Origin of the sequence: Pseudomonas sp. WPR_5_2, assembly GCF_003634475.1 — a bacterium.
Lineage (GTDB): Bacteria > Pseudomonadota > Gammaproteobacteria > Pseudomonadales > Pseudomonadaceae > Aquipseudomonas > Aquipseudomonas izuensis.
Genome location: NZ_RBLA01000002.1, coordinates 174990 through 193493, shown reverse-complemented (window position 1 = coordinate 193493; position 18504 = coordinate 174990). Strand labels below are relative to the sequence as shown.

13 protein-coding genes are annotated in these 18504 nt (G+C 62.5%); 9 read left to right on the top strand and 4 right to left on the bottom strand.

What is annotated here, in order from left to right:
• Positions 1 to 151: 151 nt before the first annotated feature.
• Together BJ917_RS09595 and BJ917_RS09590 are read right to left on the bottom strand one after the other, a co-directional pair.
• Complete coding sequence (locus BJ917_RS09595; protein ID WP_096510012.1) at positions 152 to 1273, bottom strand: LLM class flavin-dependent oxidoreductase; 1122 nt, start codon at positions 1271 to 1273, stop codon at positions 152 to 154.
• Positions 1274 to 1396: 123 nt separating this feature from the next.
• Positions 1397 to 2581: a flavin-dependent monooxygenase gene (locus BJ917_RS09590; protein WP_096510011.1), complete on the bottom strand. Its 1185-nt coding sequence runs from the start codon at positions 2579 to 2581 to the stop codon at positions 1397 to 1399.
• 1126 nt (positions 2582 to 3707) lie between these two features.
• Here BJ917_RS09590 and BJ917_RS09580 point away from each other — a divergent pair.
• The 6 genes from BJ917_RS09580 to BJ917_RS09555 all read left to right on the top strand — a co-directional run bounded on the left by BJ917_RS09580 (position 3708) and on the right by BJ917_RS09555 (position 10408).
• The gene (locus tag BJ917_RS09580; protein ID WP_096510010.1) at positions 3708 to 4223 is read left to right on the top strand and encodes a flavin reductase family protein; all 516 of its coding nucleotides are present in this window, start codon (positions 3708 to 3710) and stop codon (positions 4221 to 4223) included.
• 9 nt (positions 4224 to 4232) lie between these two features.
• Positions 4233 to 5912 carry an FAD-binding protein gene (locus BJ917_RS09575; RefSeq protein WP_121103206.1) on the top strand — a complete coding sequence of 560 codons (1680 nt, stop codon included), beginning with the start codon at positions 4233 to 4235 and terminating at the stop codon, positions 5910 to 5912.
• Positions 5900 to 6655, top strand: a complete 756-nt coding sequence (locus BJ917_RS09570) for a glucose 1-dehydrogenase (RefSeq protein ID WP_121103205.1) — start codon at positions 5900 to 5902, stop codon at positions 6653 to 6655. Before BJ917_RS09575 ends, BJ917_RS09570 begins: the two co-directional genes overlap by 13 nt.
• Positions 6656 to 6668: 13 nt before the next feature.
• Positions 6669 to 7757 carry a ferredoxin--NADP reductase gene (locus BJ917_RS09565; protein ID WP_096510007.1) on the top strand — a complete coding sequence of 363 codons (1089 nt, stop codon included), beginning with the start codon at positions 6669 to 6671 and terminating at the stop codon, positions 7755 to 7757.
• A gap of 251 nt (positions 7758 to 8008) precedes the next feature.
• A complete protein-coding gene (locus tag BJ917_RS09560; protein ID WP_121103204.1) occupies positions 8009 to 8755 on the top strand; it encodes an SDR family NAD(P)-dependent oxidoreductase in 747 nt (248 codons plus the stop codon).
• 72 nt (positions 8756 to 8827) lie between these two features.
• Positions 8828 to 10408, top strand: coding sequence for a FadD3 family acyl-CoA ligase (locus tag BJ917_RS09555; RefSeq protein WP_121103203.1), 1581 nt, complete (start codon positions 8828 to 8830; stop codon positions 10406 to 10408).
• A 149-nt stretch (positions 10409 to 10557) separates the two neighbouring features.
• On the opposite strand, the gene BJ917_RS09545 is transcribed toward BJ917_RS09555, so the two are convergent.
• The gene (locus BJ917_RS09545; RefSeq protein ID WP_121103202.1) at positions 10558 to 11430 is read right to left on the bottom strand and encodes an SDR family NAD(P)-dependent oxidoreductase; all 873 of its coding nucleotides are present in this window, start codon (positions 11428 to 11430) and stop codon (positions 10558 to 10560) included.
• A complete protein-coding gene (locus BJ917_RS09540; RefSeq protein WP_121103201.1) occupies positions 11427 to 13169 on the bottom strand; it encodes an FAD-binding protein in 1743 nt (580 codons plus the stop codon). Before BJ917_RS09540 ends, BJ917_RS09545 begins: the two co-directional genes overlap by 4 nt.
• A 1121-nt stretch (positions 13170 to 14290) precedes the next feature.
• Here BJ917_RS09540 and BJ917_RS09530 point away from each other — a divergent pair.
• The 3 genes from BJ917_RS09530 to surE all read left to right on the top strand — a co-directional run bounded on the left by BJ917_RS09530 (position 14291) and on the right by surE (position 18327).
• On the top strand, positions 14291 to 15868 hold the full coding sequence (locus BJ917_RS09530; protein ID WP_096510001.1) for a DUF1302 domain-containing protein: 1578 nt from the start codon (positions 14291 to 14293) through the stop codon (positions 15866 to 15868).
• Between the two features lie 23 nt (positions 15869 to 15891).
• Positions 15892 to 17271 carry a DUF1329 domain-containing protein gene (locus BJ917_RS09525; RefSeq protein ID WP_121103200.1) on the top strand — a complete coding sequence of 460 codons (1380 nt, stop codon included), beginning with the start codon at positions 15892 to 15894 and terminating at the stop codon, positions 17269 to 17271.
• Positions 17272 to 17349: 78 nt separating this feature from the next.
• Positions 17350 to 18327: a 5'/3'-nucleotidase SurE gene (gene surE, locus BJ917_RS09520; protein ID WP_121103199.1), complete on the top strand. Its 978-nt coding sequence runs from the start codon at positions 17350 to 17352 to the stop codon at positions 18325 to 18327.
• Positions 18328 to 18504: the final 177 nt, after the last annotated feature.

The window sequence follows — 18504 nt, the reverse complement described above, 5'->3', positions numbered from 1 at the left end:
CAGTGGCGGATGCAAAGTCCGCAAACAACACAAAACCTGTGGGAGCGCGGCTTGCCCGCGATGGCGGTGTGTCAGTCGACATTGATGTTGCCTGACACAATGCCTTCGCGAACAGGCTCGCTCCCACAGGGAATGCGATCAATGTCCGCCATCAACCCTTGCGAAAATGCGGGATCACTTTTTCACCGATATTCTTCAAGGTTTCGAGCTGCGCCCACTGCGGCACCGTGCCCATCTGGCAGATGAACAGGATCTCGTCGGCGCCGGCGTCGATCAGGCGCTGCACGTAGCCGATGCAATCCTCGACGGTGCCGTAGGCGTGGTTCGGGTTCATCATCGCCATGGTCGGGTCGGAGAAGTCGACGCTGACTTCTTCGGAGGCGAAGCGCGACTTGATCACGCTCTGGCCGTTGCCATCGACGAAGGTGTCGTCCTTCCACTTCTCCGGGTCCGGACGCTCGCCACCGCCGTACCAGTAGCCCAACGATTCCATGAAGTAGCGCTGGCCACGGATACCGATACGCCGTGCCTCTTCGTTGTCCTCCAGCACGATCGCCGGGCACAGCGCCGCGATGTGACGGTTGGGACGGAAGCCCACTTGCTTCTTCTCATCGCGGTTGTCATAGGCCGTGTGATACACCTCGACCTTCTTGGCGATTTCTTCCGGACCACCGAAGCCCAGTACCAGCGCGCCCATGCCGCGACCGCCGGCGTTTTTCAACGATTCGGTGTTGGTGCACGCCAGGTACATCGGCGGGTGTGGATCCTGATACGGCTTTGGATGGATCGGACGCTTGGGGATCTGCACGAAGTCGCCGTTGTGCTCGATTTCGTCCTGCACGAACATTTTCGGGATCAGGTACATCATCTCGTCGATCTGCGGCTGCAAGGTCGCCAGGTCGTAGCCGAAGGTGCCAGCCTCCTGCTGGGTGCCGCCCTTGCCCACGCCGAAATGCACACGGCCCTTGGACAACAGGTCGAGGGTGGCGATGCGCTCGGCGACTTTCACCGGGTGGTTCATCGCCGGTGGCAGGCAGACCACACCGTGACCGATGCCGATGCGCTCGGTCTTGCCGGCCACGAACGCCAGCATGGTTTCCGGCGCGGACATGTGCGAGTAGTTGCTCAGCGCGGTGTGCTCCACGCACCAGAAGGTATCGAAGCCGAGCTTGTCGGCCAGCACTGCCTGTTCGACGGTGTCCTGGAAAATCTTGCGGTCGCCTTCGCGGCTGGAGTCCACCGTCTGGGCTTCGTAAATCAGGGAAAATTTCATGGTTGATCCTTGTGCTTATTTGGATGCGCAGTCGGCGCCAGAGACCTGTGCCTTGCGCCCATGCTCGGGTATTGGCAGGGCGCTCGAATCACGCAAACGGACTAGCTGATTCAGCAGAAACCATCAGAGGAAAAAGTCATTGCTGTCCTGCCCCATGCTCACGCCGCCGAGGTTCCACGCATACTTGGCCGGACTGTTGGCGACGTGGGCACGGCCGGTGTGAATGTCGCGGAAGGCGCGGTTGATCGGGTGGCTGCGGAAGATCGTCGAGGCGCCGCTGTTGAACATCAGCTCGCCGACAGCCTTGGCGCACTTGTCGGCCACCAGCGCCGAGTCGTAACGCATCTTCACCCGCTCGGGCATGCTCAGCGGCTCGCCCTTCTGCGCACGATCGAGCATCAGGGCGAAGTTGCGCTGCAGCACGGTCTTGCACTCGTCGACACAGACCATGGCATTGGCCAGCGCCGATTGCGCGGCCGGGTCCTGGACCATCTTGCGCCCGTCATTGACACCCACCCGCGCACGGTTGTGCTCGACAAACTGATTCACTGCGCCTTGCAGGGCACCGATGGCCGACGAGGAAACGGCACGCACAAAAATCTGCCCGAACGGCAGGCGGAACAACGGCGCGGTGTTCACCGCATTACCCGGGCTGTTCTGCATGAAGCCGTCGAAGGCGCGATGGGTGCGGTACTCGGGAACGAAAGCGTTCTCCACCAGAATGTCGTGGGAGCCGGTGGCTTCCAGGCCCATGACGTTCCAGTTGTCGAGAATCCGGTAGTCACTGCGCGGCACCAGGAAGGTCCGGTAATCCGGCGCCCCGCCCGCCTCCTCCGGCGGTACCAGTGCACCGAGGAATACCCAGTCGCAATGCTTGCTGCCGGACGAAAAGCCCCAGCGCCCGCTGAGCTTGAAGCCACCCTCGACCCGCTCGACCTTGCCCACCGGCATATAGGAAGACGAGATCAGCACACTGGAATCATCGCCCCAGACATCCTGCGCAGCGCGGTCATCGAACAACGCCAGTTGCCAGTTGTGGATCGCCACCACCCCCAGCACCCAGGCCGACGACATGCAGCCTTCGGCGAGGGTCATCTGCACGTCGAAAAAGTCCTTGGGTTCCAGCTCATAACCTTCCCAACGCGAGGGCTGGAGGATGCGGAAGAAACCGGCGTCCTGGAAATCCTTCAGGGTTTCTTCGGGCAACTGCCCGGCCTGAGCGGCGTTCAGGGCGCGCTCACGCAGGATCGGCACCAGCTCGCGGGCACGTTGGCTCAGACGCTGGCGAATCAGGTCTTGGTTGAGCATTGTTATTGTTCTCCTCTGTTCACCCCATCCGCCGGGGCGCGCGTGCAGCGGGGCCTGAACAGCGCCCCCTGCGTGGCATTCAAGCAATGCGCGGCGGGGTGGGCATCCCTCAAACGGACCATGCCGGGTGGAGAATGGAAAAGATCAGAGATTGGCTCGCTCGCCGCATTTCCCCTGTGGGAGCAAAGCTTGCTCGCGATGGCTATGTGTCAGGCGATTTGGATTTTGATGGTGTACATATCCATTCCTGCGGTAACGGCCACCAATGGTTCCGCTTTTACAGCGGGTCACTTGGAAAAGCGCCAAGTAACCAAGCGCTCTTGCCCCACCACTCGGTGCCTCGCTATGGCTCGGCATGCCCTCACTCCGGCCATCGTGGTTTAACGGGGCGCCCAGATCAAAAGCAAAACGAGGCGGCCTGACAGCCGACCTGGCTTTGGCAAATGCCCCGATCCCCTGTGGGAGCGAGCCTGCTCGCGAAGGACGTCAACGATTACGCGCCCTGCCTGAATAAACGCGGTGCCTGGTCGTTTTTCGCGAGCAGGCTCGCTCCCACAAGGGATTGGGTACATCCGCAAGAGACACGTCGGCTGCCAGGCCGTCATCGCTGCGATGCGGCGCCCCGACAAGCCAGCTCCCACAGGGGACGGTGTACACCTGCTTCTCACCACTCAACAGGCCGAGCGTTAGCTCGCCTGCAAGCTTTTGATCTTGATCCACCCGCCCCTTCGGAAGGCTGAGTGGAGGTGTTCATCCGGGGAGTGGCGCGCAGCGCCGTTCGACGCAGTCGAACACGCTGCATGTAGGTGCAGCGAAGCCAACCGGAGGGCAGTGCCCCCGGATGGATACCGGAGCGAAGGAACCCCGAGCCTTGGCGAGGGGCCGGACGCCGGGGCGAGCCTTTTTGGGTACTTTTTTGGCGTTTGAAAAAAGTGCCTCGCCGTAAGGGCGAAACCATAAGTGGCCGTTACCGCAGCAACGGATATGTACTCAATCAACCCACCCGCCTGGTCGGCCCGGAGGCCGCCAAGTCTCAACGATCAACTAGTCCCCTCGGACGATGTTCCAGATGGACACCGGAGCAAGAATCCATCGCACTCCATGCACAACAAAAAGGGCTCGTGCGATGAACGACATCAATCTGAAAGCCGACATGCTCCAGGCCATGCGCCGCCTGGCCAAGTCAGTCACCATTATCAGCACCAGCAACGGCTCCGAGCGTTTCGCCATGGCCGCCACGGCGGTTGACTCCCTGAGCACCGAACCGCCGTCGCTGCTGATCTGCGTCAACAAGACCGCCTCACCCCACGCCGCCCTGGCAACCGGCGCGGATTTTTGCGTGAACATCCTCGGGGTCGAACAACAGGACCTGGCGCACCTGTGCAGCGGCGCGATCAAGGGCGAGGCGCGCTTCGACCGGGGCAACTGGCTGACCAGTGCCGGCGGCATTCCTTACCTGGGCGACGCTCAGTCGGCGATCCTCTGCCGTCAGGACGGCCACTTCAGCTACGGCACCCACACCATATTCATCGGGCGCATCCTGCAAATCCACACCAGTGACGCCATCACCCCGCTGGTCTATCTCGACGGCAGCTACACCACCACTGCCAAGCCGACACCCTCCTTCGCTGTCGCTGGCTGAGGCCCGAACATGGACGGCCTGAACGGGTTGACGGCGTTGCGAGTGAACAGCGCCGAGCAGTTGAGCTGGGATGATCGCTGCGACTTGCTGATCGTCGGTTTCGGCGGGGCCGGCGCCTGTGCCGCCATCGAAGCCGCCAGCCGTGGCCTGGCGGTGCTGGCGCTGGACCGCTTCGAAGGGGGGGGTGCCACCGCATTGAGCGGTGGCGTGGTGTATGCCGGTGGCGGAACGCCGTACCAGCGTCAGGCGGGTTACGAAGACACCGACGAAGCCATGTTCAATTACCTGCGCCAGGAAGTCGGTGACGCCGTCAGCAGCCGGACGCTGAAGGAATTCTGCGAAGGCAGTCGCGCGCAACTGGCCTGGCTCGAACGCCAGGGCGTCGCCTTCGAATCCAGTGTGCCGCCACACAAGACCTCATACCCGAGCGATCAGTACTACCTCTATTACTCCGGCAACGAAGCCGTGCCGGCCTACGCCGCCAGCGCCAAACCGGCGCCCCGCGGTCACCGCACCAAAGGCCCCGGCATGTCCGGCGCCAGCCTGTTTGCTCCGCTCAAGGCCAGCGCCTTGCGCCACGGCGCCCGGTTGCGCAGCCAGTGCGAAGTGCGCCGCCTGGTGCTCGATCACAACGATCGGGTGCTCGGTGTCGAAGCCTGGCAACTGCCTCCGGGCAGCCGCGCCGCCCGGCAACATGCGCGCCTGTCGCGTTGGGCCGCCGCCATTCATATGTACGCCCCGGCCCTGGCCGACCGCTTGCGCGCTCGTCAAAAACGCATCGAACAATCTCATGCCATACGCCAACTGATCCGCGCCGAACACGCGGTGCTGCTGAGCAGCGGCGGTTTTATCTTCAACCGCGAATGGGTGGAAAAGCATGCCCCGCAGTACCTGGCCGGCTTGCCGCTGGGCACCACTGGCTGCAACGGCAGCGGCATCGCCCTGGGCCAGAGCGCCGGTGGCAACGTGGCGCGAATGGACAAGGTCAGCGCCTGGCGCTTCATCAATCCACCCTTGGCCTGGGCCCGAGGGCTGATCGTCAACGGGCGCGGCCAGCGCTATGCCAACGAGGAAATCTACGGCGCGACCCTCGGCCACGCCATGGTCGAAGAACAGGACGGCCGCGCCATCCTGATCCTCAACCGGGCACTGGTGCGCGAGGCATTGCGTCAAGTCGGGCCGGGCAAGGTGTGGAACTTCCAGCGCCTGCCAGTGCTGCTCAACCTGCTATTCAACGCCAAACGCAGCAACAGCCTGACCGGGCTGGCCAAGCGCTGCAATCTGCCTCCCGAACGGCTGCGCCAAAGTGTCGAGCGCTATACCCGAGCAGCGCAGGGCGTAATCGCCGATGAGTTCGGCAAGTCCGGGGCGATGCTCGCCAACCTCGAACAAGGCCCGTGGTATGCCCTCGACCTGTCGTTCGACAGCAAACTCTTCCCCTGCCCGGTCATTACCCTCGGCGGGCTGAAGGTGTGCGAGCGCAGCGGCCGGGTACTGGACCACGCCGGCGTGCCGATCCACGGCCTGTACAGCGCGGGTCGCAACGCGGTCGGGGTCGCTTCCAATCTTTATGTCTCCGGCCTGTCGCTGGCCGATTGCATCTATTCCGGTCGCCGGGCTGCCGCCCACGTGGCCGATCAAATCGCAGTTCAAACCACAGGATCAGGAGAACAACAATGCAACGTGTAGAAGGCAAAGTCTGCATCATCACCGGCGCCGCCAGCGGCATCGGTCGCGAAGACGCCCTGCTGCTGGCCCGCGAAGGCGCCAAGGTGGTACTGACCGACCTCAATGAGGAAGCGGGCCGCCAGGTCGCCGCGGAAATCGGCAGCAACGCCCTGTTCATTCGTCACGACATCGCCAGCGAGCGTGACTGGCAGCACGTGATCAAGACCACCGTCGAACACTTCGGTCGTCTCGATGTGCTGGTCAATAACGCCGCGATCCTCGCACTGGGCAGCATCGAAGATACCACCCTGGAACTGTGGCAGAAGGTGCAAAAAATCAATGGCGACGGCTACTTCCTAGGCTGCAAATACGCGATCCAGGCGATGAAGGAAACCGGCGGCGGCTCGATCATCAACATGTCTTCGGTGGCGGCGCTGGGCGCCATGCCGATGTTCTGCGCCTACTCGGCGTCCAAGGGTGCAGTGGCGGCGATGACCCGTTCCATCGCCTTGCATTGCAAACAGCAGGGCTACCGCATTCGCTGCAACAGCGTGCACCCCGACGGCGTCAACACGCCGATGACCCAGGCCCTGGCCGGTGGTCAGGCGATCCCCCAGGAAGCCCTCGATCAGGACCCGATGAACCGCATGTGCGCCCCTCGGGATATCGCCAACGTGGTGCTGTTCCTGGCCACCGACGAGTCGCGTTTCATCAACGGTGCCGAGATCCGTGTCGACAATGCGCAACTGATCAGCGGGCTCTGAGGTCGAGGTGAACATGGGCACGCAATTGCAGAACCTGACACCGGCCCCATCGTCGACGGGCAGCTATTCATTGCAAGTGTGCGCGGTGGTCGACGAGACCCTGGATGCCCGCTCGCTGGTGCTGGATATCCCGCCGTCGCTGCGGGAGCGCTTTCGCTATAAACCGGGTCAGTTCCTGAGTTTTCGCGTGCCCCTGGCCGGCAAACTGTTGACCCGCTGCTACTCCATGGCCAGCTCGCCCGTGGTGGACGCGCTGCCCAAGGTCACGGTCAAGCGGGTCGACGGTGGCCGGGTGTCGAACTGGATGAACGACGTACAGGTCGGCGACTGGCTGGAGGTGTTGCCGCCGGCCGGGCACTTCTGTCTGGATGAAGAGCAACCGGATGAGGACGCCCGACCACTGGTGCTGTTCGGTGGCGGTTCGGGGATTACTCCGGTGTTCTCCATTCTCAAATCGACACTGCACAACAGCACACGGCCGATCAAGCTGATCTATGCCAACCGCGATGAAGCGTCGGTGATTTTCAAGGACGAGCTGTGCCGGTTGATCAAGGCGCATCCTGATCGACTGCACGTGGTGCACGTCCTTGATTCGGTGCAGGGTTTCCTCACGGACGCTCAAGTCCGTCATTTGCTGCGCGGTTCGGCGGGGGGGGATTATTTCATCTGCGGGCCAGGGCCGTTCATGGACACCGTGGAACGCACGCTGCTGGCACTGGGCGAAAGCGCGGGGCGCATCCATGTCGAACGCTTCGTTTCACCGCCGGACCCGGACCAGTTACTCGCCGAAGAGGCTGTGGCCCGTGCCGCCGCACTCGATTCGCACTGCGAGGCATTGATCGTCGAACTCGATGGCCAGCAACACGAAATCACCTGCCGCCCCGGCGACACCTTGCTGCAAAGCTGCAAGGCGGCCGGGCTGGATGTGCCGTCGTCCTGCGAAGAAGGTTTTTGCGGGGCCTGTATGTGCGTGGTCCAGGAAGGACAAACCCAATTGGCACGCAACGATGTCCTGAGCCAAAGAGAACTGGAAGAAGGCTGGACCCTGGCCTGCCAGAGCCGTCCGACCGGCGCCCGGGTGCGCCTGAAATTCCCCGACTGAGACCCGCCCTCCCTGCGGAACGCAAAACCTGTGGGAGCGAGCCTGCTCGCGATAGTCGTCAACGATAACGCGGGCTATCTGAATGTCTGCGTTGTCAGGGCGTTTTTCGCGAGCAGGCTCGCTCCCACAGTTGACCGTGCTGCTGCAGGAAGGTACTCCGTCGCCCTAGTCCCAACGGACGATCATGTCGGCCCGGTCTGCGGTTAGACTCGGCCACAGCATTAGCCCACAACAATAAAAGAGGTGCAGTTATGGCTCGTTTGCACAATAAGGTCGCGGTGGTCACCGGCGGCGCTTCGGGGATTGGCCTGGCCTGTGTGCGCCGCTTTGCCGCTGAAGGCGCACAAGTGGTGGGGCTGGACATCGGCAGCGCACCGGCGGATTTCCCCGGCCTGTTCATGACCCTGGATGTGCGCGACGAAGCGCACGTCCAGCAGGTGATGCAGGAAGTCGTCAGCCGCTTCGGGCACATCGACGTGCTGGTCAACGCCGCCGGCGTCGCCGATCAGGGCAGCGTCACCCAGACCACCACCGCCAACTGGCAACGGGTGATGGACATCAACCTGACCGGCAGCATGCTCACCAGCAAATACGCGCTGGAGTCGATGGTGTCGCAACGCAGCGGTTCGATCATCAACGTCGGCTCGATCTTCGGCCTGCAAGGTTGCGATGGCAACGTCGCCTACAACGTGTCCAAGGGTGGCATCAACCAGTTGACCCGTTCGATGGCCATCGACTACGGCTACGCCAATGTGCGCGTCAACGGCTTGTGCCCGGGCCTGATCGAAACGCCGATGACCAGCATGGTCCGTGACAATGACGCGTTCCACGCCTTCTTTGCCTCGCAGCACATGCTCAGCCGCTCCGGGCAACCGGAAGAAGTGGCCAATGTTGCGCTGTTCCTGGCGTCCGACGAAGCCTCCTTTGTCAGCGGCCAGATGATTGCCGTGGACGGTGGTTTCTCCGCCGGCCGCCGTTTCGCCCCGCCCGCGCAGTAATTCGCAATCCGGCCGGGCGCCCTGCCCGGCCTACTCCCTTTTTCGTACTTGTCTTCTAACCGGGGAGGCCCCATGCCGCCTGTCGCCACCGCACTGACCATCGCTCAACTGTTCGCCAACACAGCCCAGGCCTTCGGCGATCGCCCGGCCATCGAGGATTCGGGGCGCTCGATCAGCTACCGGGAACTCGACCGCTTGCGCCGCCAGGCTGCCCGCGCGCTACTGGCGCTGGACGTTCAGGTCGGAGACCGGGTGGCGATCTGGGCGCCAAACATCTGGGAGTGGATCGTGGCTGCCGGGGCGCTGCAGAGCATCGGTGCCGCACTGGTGCCGCTCAACACCCGCATGAAGGGCAGCGAGGCCGGTTACATCCTGCGCGAGAGCGGCGCCTGTGTTTTATTCGCCATCGGCGAGTTTCTCGGCGTGGACTACCCGGGCATGCTGGCCACCGAAGACCTGCCAGCCCTGCGCCACATCGTCACCCTGCGCGGTGCAGGTTCCGGCACCCTGCGGTGGGAGACGTTCCTGGACCTGGCGGCCGACCTGCCGCAATTGGCCCTGCGCACCCGTGAGCAACAGGTCGGCCCGCAAGCCCTGTCCGATTTGCTGTTCACCTCGGGCACGACCGGCAAGCCCAAAGGGGTCAAGACCTGCCACGGTCAAAATCTGCGAATCGTGCGCGACTGGAGCGATATCGTCGGTTTGCGTGAGGGCGATCGCTACCTGATCGTCAATCCGTTCTTCCACTCCTTCGGCTATAAGGCCGGTTGGCTGGCGGCGCTGATGCGTGGCTGCACGATCCTGCCGCAGCAGGTGTTCGATGTGCAGGCGGTGCTTGAATGCGTGCAGCGCGAGCGCATCACCGTGTTGCCGGGGCCGCCGACGCTCTATCAATCACTGCTCGCTCATCCGCAACGCGACGCTTTCGATTTGAGTTCGTTGCGGGTGGCGGTGACCGGTGCGGCGGCGATTCCGGTGGAGATGATCCATCGCATGCGCGACGAGCTCGGTTTCGCCACCATCGTCACCGCCTACGGCCTGACCGAAGTTTGCGGCTTTGCCACGATCTGCCGCCCCGGTGACGACGCGGATCGCGTGGCCAACACCAGCGGCCGGGCGATGCCTGGCGTGGAGGTCCGCTGTGTCGGCAGCAATGGTCGCAGCCAGCCGGCCAATGTCCCCGGCGAAGTACAGATACGCGGCTACAACCTGATGCAGGGTTATTTCAACAATCCCCAAGCGAGCCGGGAAATGCTCGATGCCGATGGCTGGCTGCACACCGGGGACATCGGCGTACTCGACGAGCAGGGTTATCTGCGCATCACCGACCGGCTCAAGGACATGTTCATCACCGGCGGTTTCAATGTGTACCCGGCGGAAATCGAGCAGTGCCTGCTGACGTATCCGGGGGTGGCGCAAGTGGCGGTCATTGGCATTCCTGACGAGCGGATGGGCGAAGTGGCGATGGCTTTTCTGCTGCCGGCACCGGGCATCGAGATCGAGGAGGCAAGGTTCCTGGCCTGGTGCCGCGAGCAGATGGCCAACTACAAGGTTCCGCGTCGGGTGCAGGTGCTTGAGAACATGCCGCTGAATGCGGCGGGCAAGGTGACCAAAAATGTGTTGCGGGAGTGGGCTTTGGTGAGTGTCGACTGACTACCACAATACTTCAGCAACCAAATACCTGTGGGAGCGGGCTTGCCCGCGATGAGGGCGTCAGCTTCAACATTGATGTTGACTGACACACCGCCATCACGGGCAAGCCCGCTCCCACAGGTTCTTATGTTGTCTTGAAGATCGTGAACTTAGATGACCCGCGCCGGATGCTGTCGGCGGGGTTCGCCAAGCATGGCGCGATGGGAGGGTGGCTGGCGACCATCGGCTTCACTGATGCCATAACCCCGGGCGATTTCGGCGGTGATCAGGGTTCGTCCGGAGAACGTCATCAACTGTGGATCGTTGAGCAGGGCATGAATCACCCGGCCATTGAATTGCGGGGTTTCGGCATCCGCCAGAAACGCCCGGTATTGCTCGCCATGCTGTTCACCGGCAATCCGCGTACGTTCGGTCAGTTGCGGGCCCAGCCACAGCGACAGCGCCGCCACGCCCTGCCCTTCAAAATCCACTGCCATGTCCGCCGCCAGCTTGTCGATACCGGCCTTCTGCGCGCCGTATGCCGGTCCGTGCATGTAGCACCCGGCGCCGAATGACGAGGTAAAACAGATCAGTCCTTGAGCACTGCGCAACAACAACGGCGCCGCGTAGTAGCTGGCGATGTACGCCGAGCGCAAACCCACATCGATTATCCGCACCAGGTCCAGCGGTTTGGCCCAGAACGGGCCCGGCTCGATCAACTGGTCATGGATGAACGCGGCATTGTTCACCAGTAGATCCAGGTGCCCGCATTCCTGCTCGACCCTTGCGAACAGCGCCTGCACCTGCCCATCGTCGGCATGATCGCAGACCACCGCGATGCCGCGTCCACCCGCCGCTGTAATCGCGGCAGCGGTGTCCTCCAGCGAGCCACGCAAGGCATGCCCGTACAGATTCGAACCGCCGTGTTCCGGAGCACGGCCGGTGACGAACACCGTCATGCCCGCTGCCCCCAACGCCAGGGCAATGCCCCGGCCAACCCCACGACTGGCGCCCGTGACGACTGCAACCTGCTGACTGTTCATTCGACACTCCCGAACAACGCTTTACCCGAGACCGTTTCGCTCTGGTGCTTGATGTGATTGGCCGCCAGATAACCGAAGGTCATGGCCGGACCAATGGTCGAGCCGGCACCCGGATAGGTACGGCCCATCATCGAAGCGGCGCTGTTGCCGATGGCGTACAGGCCGTCGATGGGATGTCCGTCTTCATGCAGCACACGGGCGTGAACGTCGGTGAGCAAACCACCCTTGGTGCCGATGTCCCCGGCGTCGATGCGCACCGCGTAGAACGGCCCCTTGAGCAGCGGCGCCAGACACGGATTGGGTTTTACGCCCGGATCGCCGTAGTAGCGATCGAACAGCGACTCGCCCTTGTGGAAATCTTCGTCGACACCCTGCACCGCCATACCGTTGAAGCGCTGCACCGTGCGCACCAGTCCACCGGCGTCCACGCCGATTTCAGTGGCCAATGCCTCAAGGGTCGGTGCCTTGTGGAAGTACGTGCGCAAGTGCTCGGGCAACTGCCAGTCGCGCTGGGCATAGCCGGGCAACAAAGCGCCGCAGGGGTACTTACGGCGGAACTCGGCGTCGAACACCATCCAGCACGGCACACTCACCGCGGCTTTGCGGTCGTTGGCGTACATGGCGTAGACGATATCGGTGTAGGGCGCGGCTTCGTTGACGAAACGCTCACCGGCGGAATTGACCATCACGCACCCCGGCAACGTCCGTTCAACGAACAGCGCGCGCTGTTTTTCCTCGCCCTGGACATGGGTGGTCGGCGCCCACCAGCTGTGGTCCATCAGGGCCGTGCGCGCACCGATGGCCTGGCCGGCGCGAATGCCGTCGCCGGTATTGTGCGGCGGCGTGGCGCTCCAAAGGGCCTGGGACGGCTGCGGCAGATACTGTGCGCGCATCGCCTGGTTACGCTCGAAACCACCGGCGGCGATGATCACGCCATAGCGCGCCTTGACGTTGAGCATCAGTCCATTGCGACAGACCCGAGCGCCACCGACCCGATCTCCGACGATCAGCAACTCTTCCAGTGCACAGTTGAGCCACAGCGACTTGCCGCGATCCTGCAATGAACAGCGCAAGGCACCGATCAAGGCATTGCCCAGCGTCAGGTAGCGATCTCGGCGGGACAAGCGCCGGCCCTCACGATCACGCCAGTAACGCCACATCACACGCAGTGTCAGGCGCAACCAGCCAGGCCCACGGCACAGCAAAACCTGCGCCTCTTTCATGGTCATTGCCATGCGCCCCATCATCAAGGTGCCGGGGGATGGTGCGCGCATGCGCAGGAATTCTTCGCCCAGTTCGGCGGCGTCAAACGGTTGCGGGTCCATGGAGCGGTAGCCCGGTTTGCCCCCATCGACTTCGGGGTAGTAATCGGCGTAACGCGGTTGTGCCTCGAAACGCACGCGGGTCTGGCGTTCGAGGTATTCGACCATCTCCCGGCCGTGCTCGACGTATGCTTCGATGCGCCCATCATCGATCTCGCCATGGGTCACCGCGCGAATGTAGGCGATGGCCTCGGCGGCCGAATCACTGCCACCGAGGGCTTTGATCCGGTGGTTGTCGGGGATCCAGATACCACCGCCGGACACCGCCGAGGTGCCGCCATACTCGGCGCTTTTTTCGATCAACAGCGCATTCAGGCCCAGGTCGTGGGCACGCAGTGCAGCGGTCATACCCCCCGCGCCCGAGCCAATCACCAGCACATCACAGCACTCGTCCCATTTAATTGCGGCAGCGTTCATGCGGTCACCCTTGTTCAGCGCCCATCAGGCAAAAACCGCCGCTGCCGGATCTTCGCCCGGTGCAGTCGGTCTCGGGATTGTTCGCCGCACGGGCTGGGTGTTCATCGTCCGATGGGACTAAGGCGGGGGCTGGTGCTCCGTGCATCCGCCCCATATCCCTGTAGGAGCTGGCTTGTCGGGTCGCCGCATCGCAGCGATGGCCTTGTGTCAGGCGACATGGATTTTGATGGTGTACATATCCGTTGCTGCGGTTACGGCCACTTATGGTTCCGCTCTTAAAGCGGGTCACTTTGAAAAGCGGAACGCCGCCCGGCGCAAAGTAACCAAAACGCTCTTGCCCCACCACTCGGTGCCTCGCCCAGGCTCGGCATGCCCCGATCCCCTGTGGGAGCGAGCCTGCTCGCGAAGGACGTCAACGATTACGCGCCCTGCCTGAGTAAACGCGGTGCCTGGTCGTTTTTCGCGAGCAGGCTCGCTCCCACAAGGGATTGGGTACATCCGCAAGAGACACATCGGCTGCCAGGCCGCCTTCGCTGCGATGCGGCGCCCCGACAAGCCAGCTCCCACAGGGGACGGTGTACACCTGCTTCTCACCACTCAACAGGCCGAGCGTTAGCTCGCCTGCAAGCTTTTGATCTTGATCCACCCGCCCCTTCGGGAGGCTGAGTAGAGGTATTCATCCGGGGAGTGGCGCGCAGCGCCGTTCGACGCAGTCGAACACGCTGCATGTAGGTGCAGCGAAGCCAACCGGAGGGCAGTGTCCCCGGATGGATACCGGAGCGAAGGAAACCCGAGCCTTGGCGAGGGGCCGGACGCCGGGGCGAGCCTTTTTGGGTACTTTTTTGGCGTTTGAAAAAAGTGCCTCGCCGTAAGGGCGAAACCATAAGTGGCCGTTACCGCAGCAATGGATATGTACCCGGTCAGCAAGAGACAGGTCGGCTACCAAGCCGCCTTCGCGAGCAGGCTCGCTCCCACATAGGTGATCAAGCGCTCCCCCCCTGCAAATCGCTTAGTCCGCTTGGACGATGTTACGCACAAGACGTGACTCCATAGTCGCCCCCAGCACCAATCACCCCCCGCAAATACAGGTCGGGCTGCTCTGACCTGGGCATGAGGACGACATGATAAAAACAATAATCGCCCCACCAACACAGCACCCTCGCGTACAGCTGGCCTTGCTGTTGCTGGCTGGCGGACTAAGCGCTCACGTTAACGCCATGAGCTTTCAGCCAAGCGAAGACTTGAGCATCGACTGGGACACCACACTGACCTACAGCCTGGCCTGGCGGACCGAGTCTCGCGATCACAAACTGACGGCCAATGCTGATGCCAACGACGGCGACAACGCGTTCGACAAGGGCAGCCTGATCAACAACCGCAGTGGCTTTCTCACCGAAGCCAACATCAAGTGGCAAGACGATTACGGCGTGTTCGTCCGGGCGACGGGTTTCTACGACAACGTCTACGACCAGGGCAACGACAACGACACCGGCACCTCGAACTGCTTCGCCGGCGGTCATTGCAGCCGTCCCGACCGGTTCTCCCAGGACACCATCGATCAGCACCGCGATGAATTGCGCATGCTCGACTACTACGCCTATGGCACCTGGGACCTGGGCGGCCACAACCTCAACGCGCGCCTCGGTAATCAGGTGGTGAGCTGGGGCGAAAGCCTGTTCTACCCCGGCATTTCCGCCGCGCAAAGCCCGGTGGACGCGACCAAGGCGACCACGCCCGGCGTCGAGGTCAAGGAAATCCTGTTGCCGGTCGGCCAGCTGTTCACCCAGTTCAGCCTGACCGACAGCCTGGATGTGCAGGCCTACTACCAATACAAATGGGAAAAGACCCAACTGTTCGGTGTCGGCAGCTACTTCTCCACCACCGACTTCATCGACGAGGGCGGCTTCAACGATGCCACCGGTTTCCTCACCCGCCTGGGCGATGACAAGCCAAGTAACAGCGGCCAGTACGGTCTGGCGTTTACCTATGCAGCCGAGTCGCTGAACAACACCGAGTTCGGCATTTACTACTCGCGCTATCACGACAAGACCCCGTCGCTGGATTTCCAGACGGACCTGGGGCACTACCGGGTGCGCTACTTCGACAACATCGACCAGTACGGTGCGAGTTTCTCCACGGTGCTGGGCAGCGTGAGCTGGGCCGGCGAAGTCAGCTACCGCGACGGTCAACCGGTGATGGTCGACAACGGATTCTCCAGCCCGGTGCGCGGCAAAACCATGCAAGCGCAGACATCGATGATCTACGTGGTCGGCCCGACTTCATGGGCGGACAACACCACCCTGACCGGCGAGCTGGTCTACAACACCGTGCTCAGCAATGACAAATCGCAGCCAGTGACCCTGGCTCCCGGCTTCTCGTTGCCGGGCACCGACAGCCTGGTCTATGACCGCGATGCCTGGGGCTACACGGTTCAGGCGAACTTTGATTACAACGACGTATTCAGCGGTTGGGACATGTCGGTGCCCGTCACCTTCAGCGCCGCCGCACATGGTGACAGCTCGCTGGTGGGCTCGATCAACGCGGGCCAGAACGACAACCGCGCGAGCATCGGCAGCTCATGGCGTTACCTGGGCAACTTCACCGTTGAAGCCCGTTACAACGCCTACCTGGGCAATGCCAACAACAGCCCGTTGGCCGACCGCGACAACGTCGCGCTCAACTTCAAGTACCGGTTCTGATTCCCCAGTAGGAGGAGCACAGCATGTCTAGATTCACCCACACCTTGTTGGGCACGGCGCTGGCCGTCAGCCTGTTGAGCAGTAGCCTGGCCCAGGCCAAGGTCAGCGACCAGGAAGCCGCCCGCCTGGGTCAGGACCTGACCCCGATGGGCGCCGAAAAGGCCGGCAACGCCGACGGCAGTATCCCGGCCTGGTCGGGCAAATGGCGCGGCCTGCCGCCGCAGCTCAAATACGCCGGCCCCGGCACGCCGTACCCGGATCCGTACGCCGCGGAAAAACCGTTGTTCGTGATCGATGCCAGGAACATGGACAAATACGCCGACAACCTGACCGATGGCCAGAAAGCGCTGCTCAAGCGCTACCCTGATACGTTCAAGATCCCGGTGTACCCGAGCCACCGCGACTTCCGCCTCGATCAGCGCCTGGAAGACCAGATCAAGAAAAACGCCGTCACTGCCGAACTCGACAATGACAACAACGACACGAAAAACGCCTGGGGTGCCTCGCCGTTCCCGATCCCGATGAACGGCAGCGAGTTGATGTTCAACCATACCTTGCAGGGGCGCGCCAATACTGAAGAGGCCAACTACGGCCAGGCCGTGGTGTACGCCAACAAGGAAAAGGTACTCGAAGAAGTCAACTACAAGATCTTCTCGATCTGGTCCAGTCCGGACAAGACCCTGGAGACGGCCAACGGTGTGCTCACCAACTTCCTGATCACCACCCTGGAACCGGTGCGCAAGAAAGGCGAGATCGTCGTCGGTCACGAGTTCATCAACCCGACCGCCGCACCGCGCCAGGCCTGGCAATACAGCCCGGGCCAACGTCGGGTACGTCGCGCACCGACCGTGGGCTACGACTCACCGACCGGTGCCGGTGGTTTCCGCGTGTACGACGAAGACCGCTTGTTCAACGGCGCACCGGACCGCTACAACTGGACCATCGTCGGCAAAAAGGAAATCTACATTCCGTACCACAACTACAAGATCGACGACCCCAGCGTAACGGCCGACCAGATCCTGGCCACCACCGGTCACGTCGATCCGCAGTACATGCGTTACGAGAAACACCGCGTCTGGGTGTTGCAGGCCAACCTCAAGGAAGGTGCCCGCCACGTGTACGCCAAGCGCGTGCTGTACCTGGACGAGGACACCTGGTCCGCCACCCTGGCCGACAACTACGATAGCCGTGGCCAACTGTGGCGCACCAACATGCAGACCTCGATCTACGCCTACGAGCTGCAGCGCTACCACGCTCGCCTCGGGATCTACCATGACCTGATCGCCGGCTCGTATCTGGTTGACCGCATGCTGATCGACCAGAAACCGGCCAAGCTCAATGCCACCGCCTTCACGGACGACGAATTCACCCCTGGCAACCTGCGCAAACTCGGCACCCGCTAAACCCGCCGCGCCCCGGCCGATTCATTCGGTCGGGGCGTTGTGCTTTTCTCAATTTGCTCAATTCACGGAAGACTCTCCATGAACAAACTCCTCACGGGCGTCATCGCCCTGGCGGGCGTCGGTCTGTCGATGCACGCCAATGCCTTGAACATACTGCTGACCAACGACGATGGTTGCCGCGCGCCTGGCATCGACGCGATGTACCGCGCACTGACTGCCGCCGGGCACAAGGTGACCCTGGTTGGCCCGTTGAACGACAGCAGCGGCATCAGTGCCGCCAGCGTGGTCGTGCCTGGCCAGGCGCTGGCGGTGACTGAACTGGCACCGGGCAGGTTTTGCGTGGGTCCGCCTGAAGGCTATACACCACCTGTCGGCAAGACCTCGGCGATTGGCACGCCGGTGGATGCGGTCAACGTCGGGCTGGATGTGCTGCTCAAGGACACGCCACCGGACCTGGTGGTCTCGGGCAGCAACTTCGGTGAAAACGTCGGCCCGCTGACGCAGATGTCCGGCACCCTCAACGCAGCAGTACGCGCGATGTTCAAGGGGATCCCCGCGGTGGCGGTGTCCACGGCCATCGATATGGATCTGATCATGCGCGATCAGCAGGCTGGCTATCGCAAGACCCTGGGCGCCATGGATGATACGGCGCGGTTTGCGGTGAAGGTCATCGAAAAAGCCAGCCTCGCGGGTGCTCCAGCCCGACAGGCCTGTGAAAAAAGCAAACGCCAATGCGAACTGAACGTGCTCGGTTTACCAGGGGTCAGCGGGCTGAACATCAACTATCCAGCGTTGCCCGCCAGCGACGTCAAAGGCGTGAGTTTCGCCCCGATCGGTAATTGGGATCGCGTGAACTTCACCTCCCAGCGCGGCGCCGACGGCCTGGTCCACGTCAACCTGGCCGCGCCACCGACACCTACGGCGGCGCAACAAAAAGCCGATGCGTACCAATTGTGGCAAGGTCATGCGGTCATCACCGTGATCGACGGCAACATGACCGCACCGGATGCGGTGCAAGATCAAGCCAGGAAGATGTTGCGGGACCTCAAACCTTAATCCAACGCAAACCCTTTGTGGGAGCGAGCCTGCTCGCGAAGAGGCCGGCACATTCAACATCAATGTCGCCTATCAAGCCGTCTTCGCGAGCAGGCTCGCTCCTACAGTTTGATCTTCGGTGAACACTAAATCCGCCACCCCCGCAAATCCCTTGTGGGAGCGAGCCTGCTCGCGAAG

What these genes read in the sequence shown, in the direction of transcription:
- BJ917_RS09540 (WP_121103201.1), bottom strand. Translation starts at nt 13,169, where the DNA reads ATGAACGCTGCCGCAATTAAATGGGACGAGTGCTGTGATGTGCTGGTG.
- BJ917_RS09530 (WP_096510001.1), top strand. Translation starts at nt 14,291, where the DNA reads ATGATAAAAACAATAATCGCCCCACCAACACAGCACCCTCGCGTACAG.
- BJ917_RS09555 (WP_121103203.1), top strand. Translation starts at nt 8,828, where the DNA reads ATGCCGCCTGTCGCCACCGCACTGACCATCGCTCAACTGTTCGCCAAC.
- BJ917_RS09565 (WP_096510007.1), top strand. Translation starts at nt 6,669, where the DNA reads ATGGGCACGCAATTGCAGAACCTGACACCGGCCCCATCGTCGACGGGC.
- BJ917_RS09595 (WP_096510012.1), bottom strand. Translation starts at nt 1,273, where the DNA reads ATGAAATTTTCCCTGATTTACGAAGCCCAGACGGTGGACTCCAGCCGC.
- BJ917_RS09525 (WP_121103200.1), top strand. Translation starts at nt 15,892, where the DNA reads ATGTCTAGATTCACCCACACCTTGTTGGGCACGGCGCTGGCCGTCAGC.
- BJ917_RS09590 (WP_096510011.1), bottom strand. Translation starts at nt 2,581, where the DNA reads ATGCTCAACCAAGACCTGATTCGCCAGCGTCTGAGCCAACGTGCCCGC.
- surE (WP_121103199.1), top strand. Translation starts at nt 17,350, where the DNA reads ATGAACAAACTCCTCACGGGCGTCATCGCCCTGGCGGGCGTCGGTCTG.
- BJ917_RS09545 (WP_121103202.1), bottom strand. Translation starts at nt 11,430, where the DNA reads ATGAACAGTCAGCAGGTTGCAGTCGTCACGGGCGCCAGTCGTGGGGTT.
- BJ917_RS09560 (WP_121103204.1), top strand. Translation starts at nt 8,009, where the DNA reads ATGGCTCGTTTGCACAATAAGGTCGCGGTGGTCACCGGCGGCGCTTCG.
- BJ917_RS09575 (WP_121103206.1), top strand. Translation starts at nt 4,233, where the DNA reads ATGGACGGCCTGAACGGGTTGACGGCGTTGCGAGTGAACAGCGCCGAG.
- BJ917_RS09580 (WP_096510010.1), top strand. Translation starts at nt 3,708, where the DNA reads ATGAACGACATCAATCTGAAAGCCGACATGCTCCAGGCCATGCGCCGC.
- BJ917_RS09570 (WP_121103205.1), top strand. Translation starts at nt 5,900, where the DNA reads ATGCAACGTGTAGAAGGCAAAGTCTGCATCATCACCGGCGCCGCCAGC.